Annotated in this window: 21 protein-coding genes and 1 pseudogene; 7 read left to right on the top strand and 15 right to left on the bottom strand. The window is 55.8% G+C overall.

The features are described 5' to 3' along the window. Positions 1 to 266 precede the first annotated feature (266 nt). The gene (gene mraY, locus SynROS8604_RS15395; RefSeq protein ID WP_186544643.1) at positions 267 to 1,376 is read right to left on the bottom strand and encodes a phospho-N-acetylmuramoyl-pentapeptide-transferase; all 1,110 of its coding nucleotides are present in this window, start codon (positions 1,374 to 1,376) and stop codon (positions 267 to 269) included. Between the two features lie 26 nt (positions 1,377 to 1,402). Further along, positions 1,403 to 1,666 (bottom strand): DUF3134 domain-containing protein, encoded by a 264-nt coding sequence (locus SynROS8604_RS15390; RefSeq protein WP_006854943.1) that lies wholly within the window; start codon positions 1,664 to 1,666, stop codon positions 1,403 to 1,405. Between the two features lie 62 nt (positions 1,667 to 1,728). On the opposite strand from SynROS8604_RS15390, the gene SynROS8604_RS15385 reads away from it, so the two are divergent. Both SynROS8604_RS15385 and SynROS8604_RS15380 read left to right on the top strand, forming a co-directional pair. Beyond that, positions 1,729 to 1,974: a hypothetical protein gene (locus tag SynROS8604_RS15385; RefSeq protein ID WP_255445313.1), complete on the top strand. Its 246-nt coding sequence runs from the start codon at positions 1,729 to 1,731 to the stop codon at positions 1,972 to 1,974. Beyond that, positions 1,974 to 3,179: an argininosuccinate synthase gene (locus SynROS8604_RS15380; RefSeq protein WP_186544641.1), complete on the top strand. Its 1,206-nt coding sequence runs from the start codon at positions 1,974 to 1,976 to the stop codon at positions 3,177 to 3,179. The genes SynROS8604_RS15385 and SynROS8604_RS15380 overlap by 1 nt, the downstream gene beginning before the upstream one ends. A 2-nt stretch (positions 3,180 to 3,181) precedes the next feature. On the opposite strand, the gene SynROS8604_RS15375 is transcribed toward SynROS8604_RS15380, so the two are convergent. The 4 genes from SynROS8604_RS15375 to SynROS8604_RS15360 all read right to left on the bottom strand — a co-directional run bounded on the left by SynROS8604_RS15375 (position 3,182) and on the right by SynROS8604_RS15360 (position 5,381). After that, positions 3,182 to 3,499 (bottom strand): hypothetical protein, encoded by a 318-nt coding sequence (locus SynROS8604_RS15375; protein WP_186544640.1) that lies wholly within the window; start codon positions 3,497 to 3,499, stop codon positions 3,182 to 3,184. A 41-nt stretch (positions 3,500 to 3,540) separates the two neighbouring features. Beyond that, on the bottom strand, positions 3,541 to 3,906 hold the full coding sequence (gene rpsF, locus SynROS8604_RS15370; protein WP_186544639.1) for a 30S ribosomal protein S6: 366 nt from the start codon (positions 3,904 to 3,906) through the stop codon (positions 3,541 to 3,543). 78 nt (positions 3,907 to 3,984) lie between these two features. Beyond that, positions 3,985 to 4,449, bottom strand: a complete 465-nt coding sequence (locus tag SynROS8604_RS15365; RefSeq protein WP_006854938.1) for a Tic20 family protein — start codon at positions 4,447 to 4,449, stop codon at positions 3,985 to 3,987. 38 nt (positions 4,450 to 4,487) lie between these two features. Continuing rightward, positions 4,488 to 5,381, bottom strand: a complete 894-nt coding sequence (locus tag SynROS8604_RS15360; protein ID WP_186544638.1) for a shikimate dehydrogenase — start codon at positions 5,379 to 5,381, stop codon at positions 4,488 to 4,490. Positions 5,382 to 5,510: 129 nt separating this feature from the next. Between SynROS8604_RS15360 and dnaK the strand changes: the two genes are divergently transcribed. After that, the gene (gene dnaK / locus SynROS8604_RS15355; protein ID WP_186544637.1) at positions 5,511 to 7,424 is read left to right on the top strand and encodes a molecular chaperone DnaK; all 1,914 of its coding nucleotides are present in this window, start codon (positions 5,511 to 5,513) and stop codon (positions 7,422 to 7,424) included. Between the two features lie 216 nt (positions 7,425 to 7,640). Next, a pseudogene (locus SynROS8604_RS15350) lies at positions 7,641 to 9,315 on the top strand (iron uptake porin). Between the two features lie 163 nt (positions 9,316 to 9,478). On the opposite strand, the gene pstS reads toward SynROS8604_RS15350, so the two are convergent. From pstS to psbQ, 3 genes are read right to left on the bottom strand one after another with little or no spacing between them, the layout of a single operon-like run. After that, positions 9,479 to 10,483, bottom strand: coding sequence for a phosphate ABC transporter substrate-binding protein PstS (pstS, locus tag SynROS8604_RS15345; protein ID WP_186544636.1), 1,005 nt, complete (start codon positions 10,481 to 10,483; stop codon positions 9,479 to 9,481). Positions 10,484 to 10,531: 48 nt separating this feature from the next. Next, on the bottom strand, positions 10,532 to 11,617 hold the full coding sequence (locus tag SynROS8604_RS15340; protein WP_186544635.1) for an FAD-binding oxidoreductase: 1,086 nt from the start codon (positions 11,615 to 11,617) through the stop codon (positions 10,532 to 10,534). A gap of 14 nt (positions 11,618 to 11,631) precedes the next feature. Continuing rightward, complete coding sequence (psbQ, locus tag SynROS8604_RS15335) at positions 11,632 to 12,090, bottom strand: photosystem II protein PsbQ (protein ID WP_006854265.1); 459 nt, start codon at positions 12,088 to 12,090, stop codon at positions 11,632 to 11,634. A gap of 100 nt (positions 12,091 to 12,190) precedes the next feature. Here psbQ and purU point away from each other — a divergent pair, with 100 nt between their 5' ends. Both purU and SynROS8604_RS15325 read left to right on the top strand, forming a co-directional pair. After that, complete coding sequence (gene purU, locus SynROS8604_RS15330; protein ID WP_186544634.1) at positions 12,191 to 13,045, top strand: formyltetrahydrofolate deformylase; 855 nt, start codon at positions 12,191 to 12,193, stop codon at positions 13,043 to 13,045. Continuing rightward, positions 13,042 to 14,337: an O-antigen ligase gene (locus SynROS8604_RS15325; RefSeq protein ID WP_186544633.1), complete on the top strand. Its 1,296-nt coding sequence runs from the start codon at positions 13,042 to 13,044 to the stop codon at positions 14,335 to 14,337. Before purU ends, SynROS8604_RS15325 begins: the two co-directional genes overlap by 4 nt. Here SynROS8604_RS15325 and SynROS8604_RS15320 read toward each other — a convergent pair. Genes SynROS8604_RS15320 through acnB form a run of 3 tightly spaced genes read right to left on the bottom strand, consistent with a single transcriptional unit; the run spans position 14,273 to position 19,998 of the window. Beyond that, positions 14,273 to 15,958, bottom strand: a complete 1,686-nt coding sequence (locus tag SynROS8604_RS15320) for a radical SAM protein (RefSeq protein WP_186546076.1) — start codon at positions 15,956 to 15,958, stop codon at positions 14,273 to 14,275. The genes SynROS8604_RS15325 and SynROS8604_RS15320 overlap by 65 nt on opposite strands. Positions 15,959 to 15,989: 31 nt before the next feature. After that, positions 15,990 to 17,396 (bottom strand): ClC family H(+)/Cl(-) exchange transporter, encoded by a 1,407-nt coding sequence (locus tag SynROS8604_RS15315; RefSeq protein ID WP_186544632.1) that lies wholly within the window; start codon positions 17,394 to 17,396, stop codon positions 15,990 to 15,992. A 19-nt stretch (positions 17,397 to 17,415) separates the two neighbouring features. After that, positions 17,416 to 19,998: a bifunctional aconitate hydratase 2/2-methylisocitrate dehydratase gene (gene acnB, locus SynROS8604_RS15310; protein WP_186544631.1), complete on the bottom strand. Its 2,583-nt coding sequence runs from the start codon at positions 19,996 to 19,998 to the stop codon at positions 17,416 to 17,418. A gap of 114 nt (positions 19,999 to 20,112) precedes the next feature. On the opposite strand from acnB, the gene SynROS8604_RS15305 reads away from it, so the two are divergent. After that, positions 20,113 to 21,171 (top strand): 3-deoxy-7-phosphoheptulonate synthase, encoded by a 1,059-nt coding sequence (locus SynROS8604_RS15305; RefSeq protein WP_186544630.1) that lies wholly within the window; start codon positions 20,113 to 20,115, stop codon positions 21,169 to 21,171. A 40-nt stretch (positions 21,172 to 21,211) separates the two neighbouring features. On the opposite strand, the gene SynROS8604_RS15300 is transcribed toward SynROS8604_RS15305, so the two are convergent. From SynROS8604_RS15300 to ppk1, 3 genes are all read right to left on the bottom strand, one after another. Next, positions 21,212 to 21,823, bottom strand: a complete 612-nt coding sequence (locus tag SynROS8604_RS15300; RefSeq protein ID WP_186546074.1) for a diacylglycerol/polyprenol kinase family protein — start codon at positions 21,821 to 21,823, stop codon at positions 21,212 to 21,214. Between the two features lie 43 nt (positions 21,824 to 21,866). Next, the gene (locus SynROS8604_RS15295) at positions 21,867 to 22,889 is read right to left on the bottom strand and encodes an RpoD/SigA family RNA polymerase sigma factor (RefSeq protein WP_186544629.1); all 1,023 of its coding nucleotides are present in this window, start codon (positions 22,887 to 22,889) and stop codon (positions 21,867 to 21,869) included. A 210-nt stretch (positions 22,890 to 23,099) separates the two neighbouring features. Further along, positions 23,100 to 25,223, bottom strand: a complete 2,124-nt coding sequence (ppk1, locus tag SynROS8604_RS15290; protein ID WP_186544628.1) for a polyphosphate kinase 1 — start codon at positions 25,221 to 25,223, stop codon at positions 23,100 to 23,102. Positions 25,224 to 25,262 lie beyond the last annotated feature (39 nt).

Below are 25,262 nucleotides of genomic sequence, written 5' to 3'. Positions count from 1 at the left end.
CTAGTGATCTGGAGTGTGACTGGAATAGTAAAGTCTTCGCTAATCCCCTTTACAAGTCTCTCAATAATATTTGAGATTCTTAAGTGATTTAATCAGGTCGATTGTTTTGATGCATATGCTTATTGGGGAAATATTGGAGCAAATCGGATTGAATTATTTTGTTTTTACTGATAATTGCGCGTTGAGGTGTTAAGTCTTCGTTTTTTAATTGATTTATATTTTGACTCCAGTGTGGTTTTCATGTCCTTTGAAATTTATTATCTTGCTTAAATAGGACGAAGAGCCACTCCGATCACTACAAGTCCTGCTGTTGCTAACCAGAATCCGGGAACGACAAGCTGCTCTGGTGTGCCGCCTAATTCAAAGTGATGGTGCAAGGGCGACATTCGGAACACCCGGCGTCCCACACCATCAGCGCCTTTGGTTGCTTTAAAAACCCACACTTGAATGATCACGGAGAGGGATTCCGCTAGGAACACTCCACCCATCACCAGCAAGGGCCAAAGGCTGTTTGTTAGTAGGGCCACAGCCGTGAGAGCGCCGCCCATGGCTAGAGAGCCGGTGTCGCCCATAAACACTTTGGCTGGATTGCGATTGTGCACAAGGAAACCAATCCAGCAGCCCGCCATGGCCATGCAGAACCCAGCAAGGCTTGGATCTCCGCTGTTTCCGCGCAACGTGAGCTGGAGTGCCATGCCGGTGAACACCAGGGCCCCGCAACCGGCGGCAAGACCATCCAAGCCATCGGTGAGGTTGGTGGCGTTGCTTTCAGCTAAAAACACAAAAACCGCAAGCGGCCAAATCAGCCAGCCCAAGGGAAGGGTGATGTCAAACGGCAAGGCCACATCACCACCGATCCAACCGCGCATTCCTGCCCAGATCAGAAAGATCACGGCGGCTAGGGCCTGAAGACATAATTTTCCGCGTGGCGTTAAACCCGTGTTCGTGTGTTTGGTGAGACTGCGCCAATCGTCAATTCCTCCCACCACCATGTAGGCGAGTGTGATGAAGGCCACGGCTAAGAGTTGTTCAGCCGGTCGACCGCTCCAACTGATCAGGCCGCCCACGATCACGCCGACCGGCACCACCAGCAGTCCACCCATGGTGGGGGTGCCTGATTTGTTGAGATGGGCCTGAGGCCCCTCTTCTCGGATCACTTGCCCAAGTTTTAAGTCACGGAGCTTGGGTACCCCCCACCAGGTCACGATTGCAGCGATCAAGGTCGCTATCAGCAAAGGGAGGCTCAGCAGGCTGTTGGGGATCCAGCGGTCTGATGCGAACGCTGCTGCAACCACAACAACGGCAAGCACAGCCGCAGAGACTTTCCCCTTGAGGGGTGGAGGAGTCTCTTGTGCGTCGTTCACGTCCCGTTCCATTAACGGCTTAGGGCAGGGACCTTAAATCAATCTTCCCAATTCTCTTCTGTTTGCTCATCGGCAGCGTTGTAATCCTCTTTTTCGCCCATGAGAGCAGAGAGCTCTTCTTCTTCTACGGTGCTCACTTCGGCTGTGCTGGACTCCTCGTCTTCTACAAGGCGGCCACTGGTTTCCAGCCAGCTGAGTAAATCGGGCTCTTCGCGGAGGGGCAGCACCGGTGCAGGTTCCTTGCGTCCATAACGCGTCAGAGCTGGATTGATGTTGTCGAGGGCGCTCAACTCAGACGACACTGTCCAGTTCCGTAATCGATCATCATAGTTCAGTGCAGTCTTGAGGATGTCTCTTGGCCAAGGTGTGGCTGCTCCTCTCTGTGTGGGGCGGGGCTTTGTTACTGAGTTTTGGCCTTTGGAAATGGGGGCGCTTGCATCCCGATCCGCTGGTGGTGTCCACGGTTCCGGTGCTTTCCCTGTTGTTTGTGCCTGCTTTTTTGATGGCGCTTTGGCTGTTTTGGCTCGCTCGGCTGGTCCCCCAATCGGTCCAGCGGGCCGGCGGGAGTGGAGAATCAGTGCAATCTGATTCAGAGCAGGAGTCCACCTGATGGGACGCGCAACCAAGGTCGTTCTTGCCTATTCCGGTGGGGTGGACACCAGCGTCTGCATCCCCTACCTCAAGCAGGAGTGGGGTGTGGAGGAGGTGATCACCTTCGCCGCTGATCTCGGTCAGGGCGATGAACTGGAACCCATACGCCTCAAGGCCCTTGAGGCGGGAGCCAGTCAGTCTTTGGTTGGTGATCTTATTAAGCCCTTTATCGAAGAATTCGCCTTTCCAGCGATTCGCGCGAATGCCTTATACGAGGGTCGCTATCCCCTCTCAACAGCCTTGGCGCGTCCCTTGATTGCCCGTCGGCTCGTGGAGGTGGCACGAGAGGTAGGCGCTGATGCTGTGGCCCATGGCTGCACCGGCAAGGGAAACGATCAGGTGCGTTTTGATGTGGCGATTGCATCGCTTGCACCCGATCTAAAGGTGTTAACCCCAGCGCGTGAATGGGGCATGAGCCGGGAGGAAACGATTGCCTATGGCGAGCGGTTTGGCATGCCATCCCCCGTCAGCAAAAAATCCCCATATTCGATCGACCTCAACCTGCTCGGGCGCAGCATTGAAGCTGGTCCCTTGGAAGACCCGATGGTGGCACCACCTGAAGAGGTCTTTGCCATGACCCGTTCCGTGGATCAAGCCCCTAACGATGCTGAGGAGATCGAGATTCACTTTGAAGGTGGCAATCCTTTGGCCATCAATGGCAAACGGCTGGATCCCGTGGCCTTGATCCGGGAAGCCAACCGCTTGGCAGGCACCCATGGCATTGGTCGTCTCGACATGATCGAGAACCGTGTGGTGGGAATCAAAAGTCGGGAGATTTACGAAACGCCTGGATTGCTGCTGTTGATTCAGGCGCATCAGGAGTTGGAGAGTCTCACGCTTGCCGCCGATGTGTTGCGGACAAAGCGCCAGCTTGAGATGCAATGGGCAGATCTCGTTTATCAGGGCCTTTGGTTTGGTCCACTCAAAGATGCCCTTGATGGCTTTATGGATCGCACTCAGGTGCATGTGAATGGGGTCGTGCGCCTGAGGCTTCACAAGGGCAATGCCACGGTCACCGGGAGATCCTCTACAGACAACAGCTTGTACGTCCCCGAGATGGCCTCATACGGCAGCGAAGATAAGTTTGATCATCGTGCTGCTGAGGGCTTTATCTACGTTTGGGGCTTACCCACGCGCTTGTGGGCCGCCAAGCATCGGCGTTGAGTTCAGGCTGCGATGTTGCGTTGCTGCTGTCCTTGTCGATCGGCGCGTAAGGGCAGAGGAACGATCTCGGCTTCAGCTGGTCCAGCCATTAATTGCCGTGCCTGAGCTAACAACCGGTAGCGCTCAAGCAGCGGTTCCAAGCGCTGTTGGAATTTGCGTTCAAAGAGGTCGGGGAGTTCGCTCAGCAGCGTTTCGTAATCCCTTACCTGCTGTTCCAGTTCGTTCAGCCTGACTTTGAGTGCTTCGACGTCACCACTGGGGGGGCGAGCGGCTTTCCAGACGGGTGGAGCTGAGTAATAGCTGGAGTCCTGATGCGCCATGGCCGGATGTTATCGCCCAGCCATGGCTTGCACAATGGCCGTCAGGCAGGAGCAGCCGCTTCTGGCTCTGCTGGTGCTTCTGTTCCTGGTGCCACGCGAGGAGCAGGCAAGGGGCCTTCTTGCTTCACGGTGAGATAACGGATGACATCTTCACTGAGACGCATCGCTTTTTCGATGACACCCACTTGTTGGCCATCACCGTTGTGGCTCAGCTGCACGTAGATGCCTTCTTTGTGCTTGGCGATCGGATAGGCCAGACGACGCTTGCCGCGCATTTGATTGTCGAGAACCTCGGCACCCGCTTCAGCCAAGATGTCGCGGTACTTGGCTACGTGAGACTCGACTTCCTCTTCCGGAATGTCCGGACGGAGGATGTACATGGTCTCGTAATAAGGCTGTTGGGTCATGGAGACAGATCCGACGGGGACTGAAGGCTCAGTGAATGAGCGACGGATCTACCACCTTATCTCCTGGTGTTATGGGGATCAGTACAACTGCATGCGAACCGCTTGACTTAAGCCGGGCAGGTCGGGCTCACGACCTCGAGAACACTCGATCAGGGCAAAGATCACGACCGCCAGGACACCCACCACCACCGTGCTGGAAAGGGTGCGCATCATCAGTCCTCCGCCGATGGGCAGGATGGCAAACGCATAGCTAATAATCACCACAATGATGTCAACCAAAAGGGCTTGCAAGGTGTTGAAGCGAATGAAGTAAGGAACGTTTGGATTCCTCACCACCGCTAAGAACAACAAGAAAAACACCAGAAGGTTCCCCAGACCAAAAGGAATTCCCCGCTCCAAAATGAAGAGAGGCAAGGCCGGCAGGGTCAGCCACTGCAACACAGGGAATTGAATGAGCAGGTGTTGGCCGATGGGGATGGCATCGCTCCAAGGCAACACATAAACCAACAAACCAAGCAGGCGCTGCCAGATGGGGATGGGCACAGGTTGAAGCTGGTGAATGCCTAGAGGCTAGGTGGCGTTTAGGAATGGCTCAGGTTTTTGAGAGCTGCTTCCCGCATCACGTCCACCGGAATCTCATCAATGCCACTCCAACGCCGAAGAGCGGCGGCCCCTTGCTGCACAAGCATCTCTAGGCCGTCATAGGTGCGGCAGCCCAATGCTTCCCCGCGCTGCAGCCATGGCGTGGGTCGTGGTGTGTAGATCAGGTCGTAGAGCACAGTGTGAGCAGAGAGGTTGTTCCAGATCTCTTCGCCAAGCGGCAGAGCGGAACCTTGATCAGGCTGATGGCTGCTCATGCCAATCGGGGTGGTGTTGACCACCAGATCTGCTTGTTGAATTCGGGTTTGCAGTTGTGGGTCGTTGTTTAAAAGAGGTTGTAACTGGACAGCGTTGGTTGGACTTCCTTGCTGGAGCGAGCTGCAAAACGGTTCGAGTGTTTCAGCCCGACGCCCCGCGATTGTGATTTCGCTTGGGTTGACGTCCTGCAAACCCGCTACCACCGCCCGGGCGCTTCCTCCACAACCCACCACCACGGCTCGCCTTCCGCTCCAGTCGGGATGATTTTGTAGGAGCGGGGCGAGAAAGCCTTCTACATCGGTGTTGTGCCCGTGCCAGCCACCACGGGGCAAAGGAGTCAGCGTGTTTACGGCCCCAAGTCGTTGCGCTAGCGGGCTGAGTTCCTTACAGAGCAGCGAGACGGCCTGTTTATGGGGGATGGTGACGTTGAGCCCACGGCACCCCACTGCCTCTAGTCCATTGAGCACGCTGGCGAGAACATCAGCGCTGCAGGGCAGTGCCATGAAGCTCCAGTCGAGTCCCATCGCCTTCAGGGCTGCGTTTTGCATGACCGGTGAGAGTGAATGGCTCACTGGTTGTCCCAACAGTGCGACCAGTGCCGTGGTTCCGCTGATCATTCCTTTGTGTGTCAGACCAGACCAGCCTGCCGTTCGGGCTGTTCGGGAACCACACCTCGCCTCTTGGTGATGTCTCTGACGAAGATGCACGTGTTCTAGTCACATTTTTCGAGGGATAGGAGGGCACTAATGGGCAAAGTTGTCGGCATTGATTTAGGTACCACCAACAGTTGTGTCTCGGTGATGGAGGGCGGCAAGCCCACCGTGATCGCCAATGCTGAGGGCTTTCGCACCACGCCATCGGTGGTGGCCTACACAAAAAACCAGGATCAGCTGGTCGGTCAGATCGCCAAGCGTCAAGCGGTGATGAACACCGACAACACGTTTTATTCCGTCAAACGTTTCATCGGACGTCGTGTTGATGAAGTGAATGATGAATCCAAAGAGGTGAGTTATTCAGTCGAGAAGGCAGGTTCGAACGTCAAAGTTAAGTGTCCTGTTCTCGACAAGCAGTTCGCCCCTGAAGAGGTGAGTGCCCAGGTGCTGCGCAAGCTGGCTGAAGATGCAGGTAAGTACCTCGGTGAAACGGTGACCCAAGCGGTGATTACCGTGCCCGCCTATTTCAACGATTCTCAGCGCCAAGCCACGAAAGACGCCGGCAAGATCGCTGGCCTTGAAGTGCTGCGCATCATCAATGAGCCCACAACTGCGGCATTGGCTTACGGCCTCGATAAAAAGAGCAACGAACGCATTCTTGTCTTCGACCTTGGCGGCGGCACCTTCGATGTGTCTGTGCTCGAAGTCGGTGATGGCGTGTTTGAAGTGCTCTCCACTTCAGGTGACACCCATCTTGGCGGCGATGACTTCGACAAAGTGATTGTTGACCATCTCGCCGACAGCTTCAAATCCAACGAAGGCATTGATCTTCGTCAGGACAAGCAGGCTCTGCAGCGTCTGACTGAAGCGGCTGAGAAAGCGAAAATTGAGCTGTCGAGCGCGACCCAGAGCGAAATCAACTTGCCCTTCATTACGGCGACCCCTGAAGGACCCAAGCATCTCGATCTCACCCTGACGCGTGGCAAGTTTGAAGAGCTGGCTTCCAAGCTGATCGATCGTTGCCGCATCCCAGTTGAGCAGGCTTTGAAAGATGCCAAGCTTTCATCAAGTGAGCTTGACGAGATTGTGATGGTGGGTGGTTCCACCAGGATTCCGGCTGTGCTGGAACTTGTGAAGCGCACCACCGGTAAGGATCCCAATCAGACCGTGAACCCTGATGAGGTGGTGGCCATCGGAGCCGCCATTCAAGGCGGTGTTTTGGCCGGTGAAGTCAAGGACATCTTGCTCCTTGATGTCACGCCTCTATCCCTGGGCGTCGAGACGCTCGGGGGGGTGATGACGAAAATGATTACGAGGAACACCACCGTTCCAACCAAAAAATCTGAGACTTATTCCACAGCTGTGGACGGTCAAACCAACGTTGAGATTCACGTGCTCCAAGGTGAGCGCGAGATGGCCTCCGACAACAAGAGTCTTGGTACCTTCCGTCTGGATGGCATCCCCTCTGCCCCTCGCGGTGTGCCTCAGATCGAAGTCACGTTCGACATCGATGCCAATGGCATTTTGAGCGTGACTGCGAAGGACAAGGGCAGCGGCAAAGAGCAGTCGATTTCGATCACAGGCGCCTCCACCCTCTCTGACAATGAAGTCGAGAAGATGGTGAAGGATGCCGAGAGCAATGCCAGTGCTGATAAGGAGAAGCGCGAGAAGATTGACCTGAAGAATCAGGCTGAAACTCTTGTGTATCAAGCCGAAAAGCAACTGGCTGAACTTGGCGACAAGGTTGATGCCGACGCCAAGTCCAAGGTTGAAGAGAAGTCCACCAAGCTCAAGGAAGCGACGGAAAAAGAGGACTTTGATTCTATGAAGACCCTCCTTGAGGAGTTACAGCAGGAGCTTTACACCGTTGGTGCATCTGTTTACCAACAGGCGGGTGCTGAGGCAGCAGCTTCTGGTGATGATGGTGCCGCTGCTGGTAACTCTGGCGATGGATCCAGTAATGCTGGTGATGATGTCATTGACGCTGAATTCACAGAAACGAAGTAATTTAAAGGCCTTACTATTTGTGGCTTGACTTCACTCAGCCCCCTTTAGGGGGCTTTTTTTGTTTATGGCCAGCTGGCTGGCTGGTCTTATTGAGTTGAAGATGGATCATTTGATGAAAGAGTTAGCAGATTGCCCGTTAAACGAGTGTCAAAACTGTCTCAACTTCAGCCTTTGAGTCTCACATTGCTCGCATTGTTGTCGGTGGTTGACTTAAATATTGCCCATGCATCTGAGCAAAAAACCGGTGACCTGAACGCCACTGACTTCACAGCGACTGAACTGAACATCAACGGTGTGTCTGACTACGCCGCCAGCTCTGCATCGAACAGCCGCTAGCAAGTCACCAGCATCACTCAGTTTTCTGACGTTTACCCAACCGACTGGGCTTATCAGGCACTGAGCAACCTGATCGAGCGCTACGGCTGTGTGGCTGGTTACCCCAACGGCGCCTACCGCGGTAACAGGGCGATGACCCGCTTTGAAGCGGCTGCTCTGTTGAACGCTTGTCTCGACCGCGTCACCGAAGTGACCGACGAGCTGAAGCGCCTGATGAAAGAGTTTGAAAAGGAACTCGCCATCCTCAAGGGCCGTGTTGACGGACTTGAGGCCCGCGTTGGCGAACTGGAAGCCACTCAGTTCTCCACCACCACCAAGCTGAAAGGTGTAGCCACCTTCGTGATCGGTGCTAACAGCTTCGGCGGCAACGCTAAGAATGCAGACGGAACCAAGCGTGCTGATGCTGCTGCCGCTCAGTCTGGTGCTGTGAGTTTCAACTACGACCTCCAGATAACTCTCGACACGAGTTTTACCGGTAAGGACCTTTTCCGCACCATGCTCCGTGCCGGGAACTTCGGTAACTCTGCCTTTGGTGGTGATGGCTATGTCGGTCTTGATGCCTTGGAGATTGCGTTTGAAGAGCCTTCAGGTGCAGACAGCCTTGGTGTAGAACGTATTTATTATCAATTTCCTATTGGTGCGGGCTTCACTGCAACTGTTGGTGCTTATGTGCAACAGGACGACCTGCTGGCTGTATGGCCAAGTGCGTATCCAATAGATACCGTCCTGGATTTCTTCACCTACGCCGGTGCTCCTGCGACCTACAACTCTGCCCTCGGAGCCGGCGGTGGTCTTTGGTGGCAATCTAATGACTTCATGATCAGTGCTAATTATCTGAGCACCAATGGAGCATTTTCAAATTCTGGGAATGCTTCAGCTGGTCTTTTTGACAACAAGTGTGGTGACGGCACCGGCGGCATTGCTACCGATTGTGCTGGTTCCAACGGAACCGTTCAGATTGCTTACGCTCCTGAAAATTGGGGTTTGGCAGCTGCTTACAACTACACCTCCAAAAATGCTGGCACTCTCTATGCCGGTAACGGCACTCCATTGGCCAATTCGTTCACCAGCAACGGAAATAATTCTTCCGTTGGTCTGAGTGCTTGGTGGTCCCCAGAAGAAGCCAGTTGGTTCCCCAGCATCAGTGCTGGTTGGGGCTACAACAGCATCACTAATGGCGACGACACCTTCGTCTTCCGTTCTGCAACCACCCAGTCCTGGTACGTGGGTCTTCAGTGGGCCGACGCCTTCATGAAGGGCAACACCTTGGGTATGGCCGTTGGTCAGCCCACCTTCGTGACAGACGTTGAGTACCGCAACGACTTCGATGGGAATTCGAACTTCGTTGCCGACGGGAACTACGCCTGGGAGTGGGTATCAGTTCCAAGTCACCGACAACATCTCTGTGACTCCTGCGATCTACTACCTCAGCCGCCCTTATGGCGATCTGACCAATGGCCAAAGCCGTGAATTCGGTGACGACCGTCAGGACAATTCCAGCGACACTCAGTTCAACAACTTCGGTGGCCTCCTGAAGACCACCTTCAAGTTCTGATCACTGAAAGACTGATCCATCATTAGAGGAATTTTTTGTTATTTACTTTCCCGTATTGTAACTGCAATATGGAATTTTTAAATGTAGAATCGGATTCTAAAGTGATTGTTTAAGGTCTACGCCTAGTCGCAAAAGCCTATCTAGCGTCGTTTCTGTTGGTGGCTTACTCCTTAATCGTGTTAGCCGCTGCTTTGGCTTGAACGATCACCTCTGGAGGAAGGGAGATGTAGCCCAGTTCGGGTGCTTTCGCCTGTGATTCCTCCGACAACATGTAATCAAAGGTTGATTTGAGTACATCCGTGTTGGCTCCGTTGCCGTTGGCGTAAGCCAGTACCCAGGTGAAGGTCACGATGGGATATCCGTTCTCTGGATTGGCATTGCTACCGATGAGATTGGGCCCGAGGTCGATGGAACCCAGGGCACGATTTGCCGTGGCATTGGTTGGCACCACTTTCTCTCCGGAGCCGTTTTGAATGGCAGCCGCTTGTAAATCCCCTTTGACATAGGCCAGCTCGACGTAGCCAATCCCACCATCAATCTGGGTGAGTTGAGCGGCGACACCCTCGTTCCCTTTGGCTCCGACGCCTGTAGGCCATTGAACAGATTTACTGGCGCCTACAGCGTTGCTCCATTCCGGACTGATGGCAGAAAGGTGCTTTGTGAAGTTGTAAGTGGTGCCAGAGCCATCGGAGCGATGCACCACTTTGATGGCTTTGGATTGGCAGCCCAACTCCTTGTAATCACGAATCTTGCCTAAAAAGATTCCAGCAAGTTGCTCTCGCGTGAGCTTCAATTCACAGCCTGGATTGTGATAGGCCACCGCGATGGCGCCTGCTGTCATCGGGATCTGGACGACGCCGCGACTCACTTTGGCAATGGCTTCGGCTTGCATTGGCTTGTCAGAAGCGCCGAAGTCAATGGTGCCTGCAGTGAATTGACGGACTCCTGCACCTGATCCAACGGATTGGTAATTGACCTGAATTCCTTGAGGTGCCAGATCTTGGAACCAGCGTTGGTAAATCGCAGCGGGAAACGATGCCCCTGCGGCTGATAGTCGGCCTTGTTGTTTGCCAGTTTCCTGATCGCTCGAGGAGCAGGCAGCAAGACTGAACGCGGCAGCAACGCTGATCAGTGCAGTACTTGAGGGGTTCAAGAAACGGCGACGCATGAGGTCGAAGGAGCGGTTTACTTGCATGTCATCTCTACATCTGAGGTGTCAAAGACCAATAAAGACTGAGATTTGCTGACCAACCCAGTCTGCCGTAGCAGGCGCCAAAAGAACTCCGTTTCGATAATGCCCGCTGGCCAAAATCAAGCCTGGCTCCAACACCTCGAGCAATGGTGCTGGCTGTCCAGAGGGTCTGGCCCTGAGGCCATGCCATTGATCGATCACCTCGGCCTGTTGCAGCCAGTGGGGTGCCAGGCCATCCAATCGCCGCATGATCGCAGGCTCCTCAGTGGAAGGTTCCTCGCCTTGTTCCAGGGTTGCTCCAAGCCAAAGACGGTTGTTGCCATGGCGAATCAGATTGACTCCATTGCAAACCAGCACTGCTGGCCAGTGATCCCATGCCTTGCTGGGGGCCGAGACTTGAAGATCCAGCACCTGGCCAAGCACTGCCTCCATTGGATAGTCGTGCCCAAGAGGTTGGAGCAACAACGCACTGGCCAAGGCTGCGCAGAGCACAACAACGGCGCAGTCGATGGTGCGGTCTGTGCCCAGCTCCAGGTGCCAGCGGTTTTCCCCCCCGATGCTCGTTCGATGGAGTTTTGTCACGCGAGCCGGTAGAAGCCCGACCTTTTCTGCCTTGAGGCTGCGTCTCAGCGCCCGTTGCAGGGCAAGGGGATCAATCCGCCCGTCATGTTTGGAAAGCAATCCTCCATGCCCAGGATTGGGCCAGGGGACTGGATGGGACTCCGTGCTCACTGAGCTGAAGCTTTCGAGCCCAAGGTTATGGCGTTGATTGGCCAAAGCCTCCATGCGTTCTGCCTCCACAGGGTCAGAAGCCAGTTGGATCAGAGATGAGTGGAGCTGCAGGGGCGACTCCGGATGATTCAGCCTCTCCACCCATTGAGGCCAAAGCTCCATGCTGCGTTGACGCAGGCGCCAAGCACGTCCGCTTGATCGACGAAAAACGTTCCCCATCAGCACGCCAAGCGAAGCGGTCGTGCCATTGAGGGATTGGTCAAGGTCGTTGCTGCGCTGAATCGGCGCGTCTAAGGACGGGTCGATCAACGTGACGGTGTGTCCTTGACGGGCCAGATGCCAAGCCGTGCCGGCGCCGACGGCACCAGCACCAATCACGGCAACCGAGGTAATCAGCTCAATGCTTCGGCGGGAATGACGCGGGCGTAATTAGCAAAACCCGTTGCAACGGATGTGTAGGACTTTTGCAAGCGTGTTCCGTCTTGGAGACGGGCGGCCTCATCCACATCAGCGAGAGCTTCTTTGAGCTTTGTTGCCAACTTGTTGGCTTCAGCCCGGTCGTTTGGAAGGAGGCGCTGATTGATGTACAGCATCTCGCGACCGACCTCTTGCATGGGTCCGTGAATCAGGTTGCGGGTAAAGGTCCAATCGCGCTGATTAACAAGGGCTGCCAGATCTGGGAGACGTTCCTGGGCTTGCGTGAATCCCTCGGCTTGCCTACGGATGACTGCCATGTCTTCAGGGCTAATCGTTGCGGGCTTGGCATTGCCATTGCCGCTGCAGGCCGCGAGGCCGAAGCAGAGGCACACGCAGAGGCAAAACGCAGCGAGGCGACGCAGGGCGCTCAGCATGGGGATCGGTAGAGAAGGGAGTCCGCGAGTTTACCTGCGTAATTCCGTTCCCAGAGCAATGACTGCCAAGAGAGAATGAACTTGTGAATATCTGCTGCGCGTGAACGGCTCAACGGTCATCCTTCAACTGATCTGTCCTGATCGGTCAGCACTTGTGAGTGAGCTGGCTGGTTGGGTTGCGGCCAACGGCGGCAATATTCGTCACGCTGACCACCACACCGACTCGGGTGCAGGGTTGTTTTTAAGTCGGATTGAGTGGGAGCTTGATGGATTCGGGTTGCCTCGGCACGCGATTGAGCCTGCGGTTTCTGCCCTTGCGGAGCGGCTCGGCGGTGAGGCCCAGCTCCATTTCTCCGATGAGTTGCCCCGTGTTGCGATCTTTGTGAGTAAGCAGAGCCACTGTCTGCTGGATTTGCTTTGGCGCTCTCGCAGCGGTGAATTGCCGATGGAGGTTGCGTTAGTGATCTCCAATCATCCCGATTTGGAGCCACTGTGTGGTGATTTTGGTGGGCGATTTGTGCACGTACCGGTCACTCCAGCAACCAAGCGGGACGCGGAAAACCGCGTTCTTGACCTTCTTGAAGAGCAAAGCATTGAACTCGCTGTGTTGGCGAAATACATGCAAGTGCTGAGTGGCGATTTTTTAGAGCGCTTCTCCCAGGTGATCAATATCCATCACTCGTTCTTGCCTGCGTTTAAAGGTGCTCAGCCGTATCACCGCGCCTGGGACCGAGGCGTGAAGTTGATCGGTGCCACGGCGCATTACGTCACCGAAGACTTAGATGATGGTCCGATCATTGAGCAGGCCACCCTGTCTGTGAGTCATCGCGATGAGGTGGAGGATTTGATTCGTAAGGGCCGGGACACGGAGCGATTGGCCTTGGCCCGGGCTCTGCGCTTGCATCTCTGCCGGCAGGTCATGGTGTATCGCGGCCGGACGGCGGTGTTCGCGTGATCCAGCGCATCGATGCATCCCGCCCGCCCCAAGCGTCGCGCTGGGGTTGGCGATGTTTCCAGATTGGCTTGTTCTTGCTGCCCTCTTCGGCGCTGCTGGCCAGCTTGTTGTTGTTTCCCTCTCTGCTCATGAGCAGTTGGAGGAGTGAGCGTCCGTTTTGGCGTGACCCCTGGAACGCGCCTTTGTTTTTGGCGTCCTTGTTGATGGTGATTGGATGCTTCGGCTCCTATTCCGGGTCCCTGGCCTGGGTCGGCATGGGGAACTGGTTGCCTTTCTTTTGGGCGTTTTGGGGGTTTCAGCCCTACGTCAGTTCGGCTGAGGCACGCCGTCGTTCTGCGCTTTGGTTCGTGGCCGGTAGCTTCCCCGTGGTGTTGACAGGTTTGGGACAACTTTGGTGGGGCTGGCAAGGTCCCTGGCAAGTCCTGGGTGGTTCGATTATCTGGTTCATGACTCCTGGTGGTGAACCGGAGGGTCGCCTGTCTGGACTGTTTGATTACGCCAATATCGCTGCAGCCTGGTTGGCCCTGGTTTGGCCGTTGGCGCTTGCAGCACTGATTCAACCGGGCCTGAGCAAGCTGCGGAGAAGTGTTGTTCTTGGTTTGGTGGCCGCTTTTGTGACGGCCCTTGTGCTCACCGAGTCGAGGAATGGCTGGGGCGCGTTGGTGCTGGCGCTTCCGATCGTGTTGGGTCCGATCAGCTGGCCTTGGCTGGTGCCACTGCTGGTGGCTGGCCTTGGGCTGTTGACTGTCTCTGTTGTTCCTGGGGTGCCGTTGTTGATTCAGGCCCCCGCGCGCTCGTTGGTGCCAGAGGCGATCTGGGGAAGGCTCAGTGATAGCCAGCACGCTGGTGAGCGCGTTCTTGCCTCCACGCGCCTGAGTCAGTGGGGTGTGGCGGTTCAGTTGATCGCTGAGAGGCCCTGGCTGGGATGGGGGGCAGCGGCTTTTTCGGTGATTTATCCGCTCAGAACGGGGAAATGGCATGGCCATGCTCACAACCTTCCCCTTGAACTGGCCATTGCCCATGGCTTACCGGTGGCGGGTTTGGTGGCAGGGCTGGTTTTGGCTTTGTTGATCGTGGCGCTCCGTCGTGGGCTCACACGATTGTTTGATCGTGCCTGGTGGGCAGCGGTGCTGATTTTGATGGTGCTGCATGGGACCGATTTGCCGTTTTTTGATAGCCGCGTGAATATTGCTGGCTGGATTTTGCTGGCTGGATTGCGCTGCTTGCTCAGACCGAATCAGGAGCGCTTTCAGAAGCGTTCTCTGGACTCAGCGCTTGACGTTGATGCTTGAGAAGCGTGTCGCTGGGCAGGGGACCATCGAGATGACACCAGGGAAGAATCTGGTGATCGGCCCAGGTGTGATGAACCACCTCCTCCCAGGCGGGGGGCGGGGGCAACGCCACTCCGGCAGAGCTAGCGGCAGGTAATTCCTCCGACCGTGCGGCTCGATAGGCCTTTTTCCAACCACCAAGACTCTCTTGCGAGCCCCTCACCGCGGCGATCACTGGTGCTAGGCGACGATCACTGCGGGAGAGCAGGGCCTGGATCATGCTCCAGCCGTAGCTTTCAGGCCGGAGTTCCACACCCTTGGGTTTGAGGCGTTTGGCGAGTCGTTTGAGGCGTTTGTCAGCTTCTGGCCTGACCCCTTGCCACTGAAAGGGTGTGTGGGCTTTAGGAACGAAGGTGCTCACGCCCAAGGTGAAGCGCAGGCCTGGAGTTTGTTTTTTCAGATCCAGCAGCAGATCGGCGGTGGCCTCGACGTCGTCGTCCTGTTCCGTGGGAAGTCCCACCATTCCGTAGAGCTTGAGGCTTTTCAGTCCCCCTTCTTTGGCGTACCGGGCTGCGTCGTTGATTTCCTCGCGGCTGAGTTTCTTATTCACGACGCGTCTCATCCGATCACTTCCGCTTTCGATCGCGATCGTGACCGACTTGCTACCGCGGCGACTCAAGGTTCCCGCTAGTTGCGGGGTCACGGTGGCCGCTCGTACGGAGCTCACACTGACCCGTAAATCATCAAAGCGGTCTTGATCCAGCCATTGCAGCAAATCGCTGAACTGGGGATGTTGGGTGACGGAGGCACCGAGCAAGCCAAGACGACGGGTTGCCTGAAGCCCTTTCTCAACGGCAGGAATGAGGCCGTCATCAAGAGACGGGGTTCGGAAGGGCAAGGTGAGATAACTCGCCAAGCAAAAGCGACACAGTTCCGGGCAGCTGCGCACCACCTCCACCATGTGAATGTCGGGCCAGGCGGCCTCAGGGGTGATCACCGTGGAATGGCTGAGGCTGTTGCCCCTCCAGGTTTGCTTCGCGATTCGCTCCGGTAGATCGGCCTCTCTGGGTTTGATGCCCAGCAGGGCACCGTCGGCACTGAACTGCGGAGCATGAAGATCGGGCACGTAGATGCCGGGGATCTGCGCGAGGTGACGAAGCCGCTTGTGACGGGGTTCGTCTCGCGTCTGCTGGACGGCATCGATGAAGGTGGGCAGCAGCTCTTCTCCATCCCCAAGCAGCACGACATCAAAAAATGGGGCCAGGGGTTCGGGGTTGGCGGTTAAAACGGGACCGCCACCAAACACGATTGGATCCTGATCACCCCGTTCATGGCTCCAAAGGGGAATGCGTTGTTGCTCGAGGAGATCCAACAGAACAGGTCCATCGAGTTCCCAGCTCAGGGACAGTCCAAACAGATCACAGCGACGGTGTTGCGGATCTCCCTGATCGGTAAACAGCCTCCTGACATCGAGGTCGGAGCGCATGGCCAAGCTGGCCCAGACGAGTTGGTAGCCAAGGCTGGTGATGCCCACGGTGTAAGTGCTGGGAAAGGCCAGCACTGTTTTCAGTGCACCTGCTTCGGGTGCAGCAGGTTCAAACAGAAGGGTTTCGCGGTTCAGCAGCGCCCATGCATCACCCATGCATCCTGCAGGATCAACAGAGCCTCCTGCGCTATGGATGCCGCTGCGCTCGCCGTTCGTTCTCAGCTTGGAGGTGATCTTCTTCCAGAAACTCAAGCCCCATCTGTCGTTCGTAGATCGAGCGGTGATCAAACAGGCGTGCGATCAGAAAACTCGCCAAGCAGGCCACCAGAATTGGTTTCAGGACTAACAAGTCCTTCGTTAAGGCGAAGGCCAAAAACATGGCCGTGATCGGCGTGCGCGAACAACTGGCCACGAAGGCGCCCATCCCTGCAAAGACATAGGTGCTGGGGACGTGGCCGGTGAGTGCTTCCACCCAAATCCCACAGGCGAGGCCGATGGCACCGCCCAGGGTGAGCATTGGGAAAAACAAGCCTCCAGGTGCACCAGACGCTGCTGCTAATCCCGTACTGAAAAACAGCACCACAAAGGTGCCGAGCGCCATTGGAATATCCGCTTTCCCATCACCGATGAGGTCTTGTAAGCCTTGAAGGTTGTGAAATTCGGAGGGGAGACACGAATACACCCCCCCTAGTAGGGCTCCGCTGATCACCATCCGCAGCACGAGGCGGTCGCCAAACCAACGATGACCTTGTTTCTGCATGGCGAGGACATAGCGGCAATACAGCTCGGCCAACACACCCACAACAACGCCCAGTCCGATCAGGTAGCCCAGATCGATGGGTAAAAAACTCACCAGCGGTTCGTATTCCTTCTCCAGCTGAAAGCCAAGGCCAGTGTTCAGCCCGCTACCACCCGTGCTTAAACCCGCGAGCCCCAACACATCCGCCCAGGCATCTGCCAAAAAGGTGGTGACGATCACCAGCAGCATTACGACTGGCCTTACGGAGTGCAGTAATTCCTCAATGGCGTAGAAAAATCCGCCAATCGGAGCATGAAACACAGCCGCAATCCCTGCTCCACCGCCCGCGGCGACGAGCACGCGACGGAATGCCGCAGGTGCTCTTAGCCAACGGGCAAGTTGCCAGGCCACCGATCCCCCCATCTGAACAGCGGGACCTTCCGGCCCGAGGGGGAAACCACTGCCGATGGCGACAATTCCGGCTATCAGCTTGACCAAGCCCACCTTGAGACCCATCGGGACGGCCCGATGTTTCAGGAATCCCATGATGTGGGTGATTCCGGATCCACCTGCTGAGGGTGCCAGCCGAGACACAAGCAATCCGGATACCAAACCACCTGTTGCGCCTAAGCCAGGCAGAACGGCCCAAGCCGGTAGGTCTGCCAGCAGTTCCAGGCGCCAGGCCCCTAAAACTTTGATGCCCAACTTGAACAACACTCCGGTGAGGGCTGCGCCAAGCCCCGTGAACATCAAGGCGAGCACAACCACTAGCCAGCGGCGTTCCAGCAGCCGGCGAATGCTCCGACTCGAACCGGATGGATCTTGTTTTTCTTTTAGGTCGCTAGCTGCTGTCATGGCTTTGAGCGGATGCCGTTTAGGCGCCGGCCATGACCTCCGCTTGTTCCGTAGCGCTCAGCACTCGGCCCTGTTCGACGAAGTTATCGATTTGGTCGAAGTTGAGGTAGCGGTACAGCTCTGCTGAGAGTGGATCGATCTTTTCAGCGGCGATCCTTTGGTATTCATCGGGTGTGGGAATGCGCCCGAGCAGGGCGCAGACAGCGGCTAATTCAGCGCTTCCCAGGAAGACCTGCGCTCCTTTGCCAAGCCGGTTGTTGAAGTTCCGAGTGCTGGTGGAGAACACTGTGGTGTTGTCACCGACCCGGGCTTGATTGCCCATGCAGAGTGAGCAGCCTGGCATTTCCATGCGGCTGCCGGCTGCTTCAAATGTGGCGTAGTAGCCCTCTTGCTTGAGCATGTCCTCGTCCATACGCGTGGGCGGGCAAACCCAAAGCCTTGCAGCGATGTCGCCGGCTTCTTCGAGCACTTTGGCCGCGGCGCGGTAGTGGCCGATGTTGGTCATGCAAGAGCCGATGAACACCTCTTGAACGGCTTCGCCAGCCACTTCGCTGAGCAGCTTCACGTTGTCGGGATCGTTCGGGCAGGCAAGGACGGGTTCGGTGAGCTCATCGAGATTGATCTCAATCACTTCGGCGTATTGAGCGTCGTCATCCGCTTGAAGGAGTTGGGGGTTGGCCAGCCAGTCCTCCATCACCTTGATCCGTCGCGCCAGGGTGCGGGCATCGCTGTAGCCGCGCGCAATCATGTTTTTGAGCAGCGCCACATTGCTGCTCAGATATTCACTCACGGTGGCTTCGGACAATTTGATGGTGCAGCCTGCGCAAGAGCGTTCTGCCGTGGCGTCCGTGAGTTCGAAGGCTTGCTCCAGCTTGAGATCTGGCAACCCTTCAATTTCCATGATCCGGCCATTGAAGACGTTCTTCTTGTTGGCTTTTTCCACGGTGAGCAGGCCCTTTTGGATCGCGACCCAGGGAATCGCATTCACGACATCGCGGAGTGTGACCCCCGACTGAAGAGAGCCGCTGAACCGGACCAGCACCGATTCGGGCATGTCGAGGGGCATGGCGCCGATGGCGGCAGCAAAGGCCACAACCCCTGAGCCTCCTGGAAAAGAAATACCGAGGGGGAACCGGGTGTGGCTGTCACCTCCTGTGCCCACGGTGTCGGGCAAGAGCATGCGATTGAGCCAGCTGTGGATGATCCCGTCACCGGGGCGAAGGGCGACACCGCCGCGTTGGGCAAAGAAATCAGGCAGCTCCTTCTGGGTCTGCAGGTCCACTGGTTTGGGGTAAGCGGCGGTGTGGCAGAAGCTCTGCATCACCAAATCAGCGGAAAAGCCCAGGCAGGCCAATTCCTTCATTTCGTCCCGGGTCATGGGCCCCGTGGTGTCTTGACTGCCAACGGTGGTCATCAGCGGTTCACAGCTCGTGCCGGGACGGACTCCTGGTAGACCGCAAGCTTTGCCCACCATTTTTTGCGCCAAGGTGAAGCCTTTTCCCGTGTCGGCAGGGGCGCTAGGCCGGATGAATGTTTCAGAAGGAGCTAGTCCCAGTTGGCTTCGCACCTTGTCGGTGAGAGCGCGACCAATCATCAGTGGGATGCGACCACCAGCACGCACTTCGTCGCTGATCGTGCTCGGTTTGAGTTCAAATCGGCTGATCACCTCGCCATCGCGTTCGATCGTGCCGGCGTAAGGGCGAATCGTGATCACATCACCGGTGTTCAGATCGCTGACATCGCACTCAATCGGCAAGGCGCCTGAATCTTCCGCAGTGTTGAAAAAGATAGGAGCTATTTTACCGCCGATGATCACTCCGCCGGCGCGCTTGTTGGGCACATGGGGGATGTCATTGCCGGTGTGCCACAGCACGGAGTTGATGGCGCTTTTTCGAGAGCTTCCGGTGCCGACCACATCACCCACATAGGCCACGGGATGACCTTTCTTTTTCAGGGTCTCAATGGTGTGGAGTCCCTCTGGATCGCGGGTTTCCAACATCGCCAGGGCGTGCAATGGGATGTCGGGACGGGTGGTCGCGTGGGTGGCTGGTGAGAGGTCGTCCGTGTTGGTTTCGCCGTCCACCTTGAACACGGTGACGGTGATCTCTTGGGCGAGTTGATCTCGCCGGGTAAACCATTCCGCTGCAGCCCAGCTGTCCACCACCTGTTGGGCGTAACGGTTGCTGGTCGCTAGCTCCATGACGTCATTGAATGCGTCGTAGACCAAGAGGGTGCGGCTAAGTCCTTGAACGGCACAGCTCGCAAGCGTCTCGTCTGGATGCTTCAGCAGTTCGATCAGTGCGGCGACGTTGTACCCGCCGACCATGGTGCCGAGCAATTCCACCGCTTCCAAAGGCGCCACCAATGGGCTGGATGCTTTGCTTTGAGCGACAGCACTTAACCAGGTTGCTTTGACATAGGCCGCTTCATCCACGCCGGGGGGAATGCGTTCGCTCAGCAGGTGCAGCAAGGTCTGCTCTTCTCCCGCAGGTGGATTTTGAAGAAGTTCCGTGAGGGCCTGCGTCTGAGCGGCATCAAGAGGAAGCGGCGGGATGCCCTGGCTTTCCCGTTCCTTGGCGTTCTCGCGATAGGTGCTCAGCATCGGTTTTGGCGGCGCAAACAGCGATACACACCATTGTTGTTGGTCAGCGTTCCACCCTGTTGTTTCTAACGGTGGATCGCCTTGCGTAATCTGGATTGAATTTCAGGCCAAGGCATGACCACCACCCACGATCTGCATGTGGTGGACACGCGACCACTGATTCCACCGGCTCTGTTGCATCGTGACCTGCCCATTGATCCAACGGCTTTAGAAACGGTGGCGACGGCTCGCAGCCGCATCCAAGCCATCCTGCGTGGATTGGACAGCCGACTGTTGGTGATTGTGGGGCCCTGTTCTGTCCATGACGTGGAGGCGGCCCGGGACTACGCCCGTCGTTTGGCCCCCTTGCGTGAGCGCCATTCCGCTGAGTTGGAGATTGTGATGCGGGTGTATTTCGAAAAACCCCGCACCACCGTGGGATGGAAGGGGTTGATTAACGATCCCCATCTCGATGGCTCCTATGACATCAATACGGGGCTACGGATGGCCCGCTCCCTGTTGCTCGATTTGGCTCGGGAAGGAATGCCCACCGCGACAGAGCTGTTGGATCCTGTGGTTCCTCAGTACATCGCCGATTTAATCAGCTGGACCGCGATTGGTGCACGCACCACGGAAAGCCAGACCCATCGTGAAATGGCCTCAGGCTTATCGATGCCCATTGGCTACAAGAACAGCACCGATGGCAGTGCCACGATTGCCATTAATGCCATGCAGGCTGCTTCCAAGCCCCATCATTTCCTCGGCATCAATCGTGAGGGTCATGCTTCGATCGTGAGCACCACAGGAAACCCAGACGGTCACTTGGTTTTACGGGGTGGCAATCGCGGCACCAATTACCACTTGGAAGCGATTCAGGATTCAGCTGCGGAATTGGCTGGTGCAGGTCTGCCTGATCGCTTGATGGTGGACTGCAGCCATGGCAATTCAAATAAGGACTACCGCCGTCAAGGTGAGGTCCTACAGGCAGTGGCTGCTCAGGTGGACCAAAAACTTGATCACATCATGGGAGTGATGATTGAAAGCCATCTCGTAGAAGGCAACCAAAAGTTGTCTTCAGATCTATCCACCCTCACTTACGGGCAGAGCGTGACCGACGCATGCATCAGCATCGAAACCACCGCTGACCTTCTGGGAGAGCTTGCTGCCTCTGTGGCCAAGGCAAGATTCAGCTAACTCGCAGACGCTTTAGGCGTTGGCCTTGATCAGGCTGTAATCAGGCTGTCATCCAGGTCCAACTCAGGGCTACGCCAAGGGGCACTGACAGGTTGTCGATGCCCAGGACGCTCATTTGTTCGAGCCCGACAGCCAACGAGCAGACCGCGAAAAGTCGAAGTGGGTTGAGTGGACTTTGGGTCACTAGCACTAAGGCGAACAACACCACAGAACTGGTGATGGCCATCGTGCTTGTGCCGATAAACGACTTGCGCTGCGCCAAGACCGTCCAGTTTGGGGAACGCACGGCGCGTCCAATCAGACCTGCTAGGCCATCACCGAACGCCATCACCAGCACACCAGCACAGGCAGCAGCTGGATTTTCAGCCCAAAACAGGATTAGAAGCAGACAGATGGCGACGCCATAGGCAACGGTCCCGTAGCTCCTTCGACCCACATCCTCCACCGCAGGCAGCAAGTGCCAACGGTGATTGATCAAGGTGATCACGGTGACCACCACAGCGAAAGGCACTGCAATCGCGATTGGAATTTGGAGAAACCAGGCGAGTGGAAGAACCGGTCCAGTGCCGACGTGAACAATCTTTCGACTCAGCTCGCGTTGATTGGGCCAGCGTTGACGGCAGATCAGAGCGCTGCCTAAGACACCGGCCATCCAGAGGGCGATGAGCAAGAGAGATGGCAGAGGCAAGGACGACTCAGGCGGCCTGTTGATGATTGGTCATCGTGCGTAATTTCAAAATGGCTTTGGATTCGAGTTGGCGGACGCGTTCTCGTGACACATTGATTTGACGGCCAATTTCGGCAAGGGTGAGGGGTTCTTCTCCACCAAGGCCGAACCGTAAACGCAAGATTTTTTGTTCGCGCTCATTGAGCTGTGAGAGCCAGCCGCCCAGGTGCTCCTTCTGAATGCTGCGATCCATGCCTTCCATCGGCTCATCGCCGTTGGGATCTGGGATCAGTTCTCCGAGGGTGCTGCGATCTTCTTCGCCACGGGCGTGAGCATCAAGAGAAGCGCAGGGGGCGCTTTGGGAGATGAGTTCTTCGAGGTCTCTCGGTTCAATACCCATGGCATGAGCCAACTCCAAACGGTTCGGTTGACGCCCGAAACGATGGGAGAGCTCCCTGGTGATCTTGCGCATTTTCGACAGCTTTTCACTGATATGAATCGGCAGACGGATCGTGCGTGCACTGTTGTCGATCGCCCGTGTCATCCCTTGCCGAATCCACCAGTAGGCGTAGGTCGAAAATTTGTAACCCATCGCCGGGTCAAATTTGTCGACAGCACGTTCGAGCCCGATCGCCCCTTCCTGAACGAGGTCGAGAAGTTCGAGGCCTTGGTTTTGATATTTCTTGGCGACACTCACCACCAACCTGAGGTTGGCAGCCATCATCCGGTCGCGTGCTCTCTTCCCCATCCGGATGCGATGGCGTTGTTTAGGAGTCCGGTCTTCTTCTTGAATGTCAAGAAGCTCTTTCATGGCTTGCACATGATGGGCAAGCTCAATTTCTTCAGCAGCCGTTAGGAGTGGTACACGCCCGATACTGCTCAAATAATGACCAATTGAATCTGTGGCCAAGCGTCCACCCGAACGACTTGCTCTGCCAGAGCTTGTGCCACGTGAATGATTGGCTGTATTGCGTCGACTAGCAGTCGGCAATAAGGGTTCCACAGAAGTGCCTTTGGGGGCAGCTCCATTGGACTCCAGAGGGATCCCCATCACCCTGGTCTCCTGACGAATTTGGGCGCAATTTAGCACCGTCAGCGCTTAGAAGTGGTTGTAATTCTGAAGCCTTTCGGTAGATCGTTATCTGGATCAATTCGCGATGTCGATGGCTACTGTTTATGGTAAAAATGACTACAGAATTAATTGATTTCTTGCTATTTGGGCCTTCAATCGTCGTTGAAGATTGCTGTCGATTTGGATGAACTAGTGCATTCCTTTCCAGTCATCAATTAACTGCGATTGGGAGTTGCGCTCTTCTCCCTCGGGATGCCGTTGAATAAACGTACCGTCGGTTTGCATGTCCCAAGCACCCTTGTTATCGCTTAGGTAGCGTTCAAGCAGGCGTTCGAGCTGTGCTCTGAGTTCGGGTTCTTCAATGGGGGCAACCGCTTCGACGCGTCGATCAAGGTTGCGCGGCATTAAGTCGGCGCTACCGATGAACACTTCCGGTTCGCCGCCATTGTTAAACCAAAAGATGCGTGAATGCTCTAAGAAACGACCAATAATACTGATCACGCTGATGTTGTCGCTTATACCTTCGAGTCTTGGGTAAAGGCTGCACATCCCTCGGATGATCAATTGGATTTTTACCCCGGCTTGAGATGCTTCATATAGAAGAGCAATGATTCCTGGATCCACCAGAGAATTCATTTTGGCTTTGATCGATCCACCACGTCCTTGCTGAGCATGTTCGATTTCACGGCGGATTAATTGTTCCATCCCCTTCCTTAAGGAGACAGGAGCCACGAGTAATTTGCGGAAGCTTTGTTGTTTAGAGAAGCCGGTTAGATAGTTGAACAACTCCACGAGGTCTTGGCCAAGTTCCGGTCGAGCTGAAAGCAGGCCTAGATCGGTGTAAAGACGTGAGGTTTTGGAGTTGTAGTTACCAGTTCCGATGTGGACATAGCTGCGTAGGCGTTCTTTCTCTTTGCGTACAACCAGAACAATCTTGGTATGCGTCTTGAGGCCAATCACCCCATAGACCACATGCACTCCAGAGCGTTCCAGATGTTTGGCCCACTGAATATTGTTGTCTTCATCGAAACGAGCCTTGAGCTCGACAAGTGCCATCACCTGCTTCCCATTTTCTGCTGCACGGATAAGCGCCGCGATAATCGGGGAATCTTTGGATGTGCGGTAGAGGGTCATCTTGATTCCCATGACGAGGGGGTCGTCTGCCGCTTGGTTAATGAATTCCTCGACCGACGTGGAAAACAAGTCGTAAGGGTGATGGAGGAGAACATCGCGGCGGCGTATCACCGAGAAAATGCTCTCGAATTCTTCTTCTTTGATGGAGCCGTCTTCCAACATGCCCCTCTGCGTGCGACTGAGGACGGTGGGAGTTTGACCTGAGTGCGTGGTGTCTTTGAGGTGTGGCAGAGGCAGGCTCATCAAGCCGAAAAGATCATCGAGCCCGAGAGGTCCATTCACCTTGTAGAGGTCTTCTTCAACAACGGACATGCCGTCCATCAACATCTCAATGACGTCTAGAGGAGTGTCGGCAGCCACCTCCAAGCGGACCACTTCACCCCCCATCCTTCGCTTTCGCAAGCCCTGTTCGATGGCGATCATCAGATCGTCGGCTTCAAGGTCGCGTAGTTCCAGGTCTGCATCCCTGGTGACCCGGAAAAAGTAATGCCCTTCAATGCTCATTCCTGGAAAGAGCAGGCCGAGATTGAAGGCAATCACCTGCTCAAGAGGTACGGCTGTGTGCATTGGCTTGGATTCATCTCCGCTCAGCTCCACTGGAATCGAGACAAAGCGAGGAAGGATTTTTTGTGGGACCTTCACTCGGGCCAGTTGGCGTTGGCCGGACTCTGGGTCGTGGATCAGGGCGGCGACGTTGAGGCTGAGATTGCTAACGAATGGAAAGGGATGGGCAGGATCTACCGCCAGGGGCGTCAAGACAGGAAAAACTGCCGTTTGAAAGAAGTTGTCCACCCAGTGCTGTTGGGCGGCGTTCAGCTGTTGGTAGTTGAACAGAAACACACCAAAGCCTTCCAGGCCTACGCGGAGATGGTTGATGTAGTGCGTTTGCTGGGCTTCCAGCAGTGCTGAGAGCTGGTTACGAATCTCATGGAGCTGCTCCCGTGGCGTGAGCCCATCCTCACTTCGCTTGTCGATGCCGGCCTCAACCTGAGATTTCAAGGACGCCACGCGCACCATGAAAAACTCATCGAGATTGTTGCTGAAAATGGCACTGAATTTGGCCTGTTCCAACAACTGCGTTCTTTGGTCAAGCGCCTGAGACAACACGCGCTTGTTGAAGGCAATCCAGCTCAGTTCCCGATTGATGTAGAGATTTTCGGGAAGCATGACGCCGCTCATCAATGGTCTAGAGCACTGTGCTCGCAAGCGAAAGGTAGC

It is taken from the genome of Synechococcus sp. ROS8604, from assembly GCF_014279655.1.
Classification (GTDB): Bacteria; Cyanobacteriota; Cyanobacteriia; order PCC-6307; family Cyanobiaceae; genus Synechococcus_C.
Note: the sequence above shows the minus strand (reverse complement) of the source record. Positions and strands in the feature narration are given on the sequence as shown.